The sequence below is a fragment of the Corallococcus sp. 4LFB genome (genome assembly GCF_046520365.1).
Lineage (GTDB): Bacteria > Myxococcota > Myxococcia > Myxococcales > Myxococcaceae > Corallococcus > Corallococcus caeni.
In genome coordinates this window covers 1-976 of record NZ_JBKGHJ010001086.1, presented here as the reverse complement: position 1 = coordinate 976, position 976 = coordinate 1, and the positions used below count along the sequence as shown (strand labels likewise).

1 protein-coding gene is annotated in these 976 nt (G+C 73.4%); it reads left to right on the top strand.

The window, feature by feature from the left end; translation table 11 throughout:
* Nucleotides 1-976: AMP-binding protein (locus ACLEQD_RS44225; protein WP_410391905.1), on the top strand; the 976-nt coding region annotated here is incomplete at both ends.

Here is a 976-nt window from a genome sequence, read left to right as displayed (position 1 = left end):
CGTTCCTCAAGCGGCCCATGGCGTGGCTGGAGGCGGTGTCGCGCTTCGGGGGCACCATCAGCGGCGGGCCGAACTTCGCGTTCGACCTGTGCGTGCGCAAGAGCACGCCGGAGCAGCGTCAGGCGTTGGATTTGAGCCGCTGGGAGGTCGCGTTCTGCGGCGCGGAGCCCATCCGTCCGGAGACGCTGGAGCGCTTCGTGGAGGCGTTCGGTCCCAGCGGCTTCCGGCGCGAGGCGTTCTACCCCTGCTACGGGCTGGCGGAGGGCACGCTCATCGTCTCCGGAGGCGAGAAGTCGGCCCCGCCGGTGTCGGTGACGCTTTCGGGCGGAGCGCTGGAGCGGCACCGCGCGGAGGAAGTGGGCGCGGCGGAGCCCGGAGCGCGGACGCTGGTGGGGTGTGGCCGGACGTTGGCGGAGCAGCGCATCGCCATCGTGGATCCGGAGACGCTGGAGCGGCGCGCGGCCGGTGAGGTGGGCGAGGTCTGGGTGTCGGGGCCGAGCGTCGCCCAGGGGTACTGGGGCCGGGAGGACGCGACGCGCGAGACGTTCCAGGCGCGCATCGCCCGGGAGGACGGCGGACCGTATCTGCGCACGGGCGACCTGGGCTTCCTGCGGCCGGATGGCGAGCTGTACGTCACCGGGCGGCGCAAGGACCTCATCATCCTGCGGGGAAGGAACCACTACCCCCAGGACCTGGAGGCGACGGTGGAGGCGGCGCACCCGGCGCTGCGGCCTGGGGGCGGCGCGGTGTTCGCGGTGGAGGTGGCGGGCGAGGAGCGCGCGGTCGTCGTGCAGGAGATGGACGTCCGTCGGTTGGGCGATCTGCGGAAGCAACTGGAGGTGGCGGACGTCGCGGTGGGCGCCATCCGGCAGCGGCTGGCGGAGTCGCACGAGGTGCAGGCGCACGCGGTGGTGCTCATCGAGCCGGGCAGCCTGCCCAAGACGTCCAGCGGCAAGGTGCAGCGGCACGCGTGCCG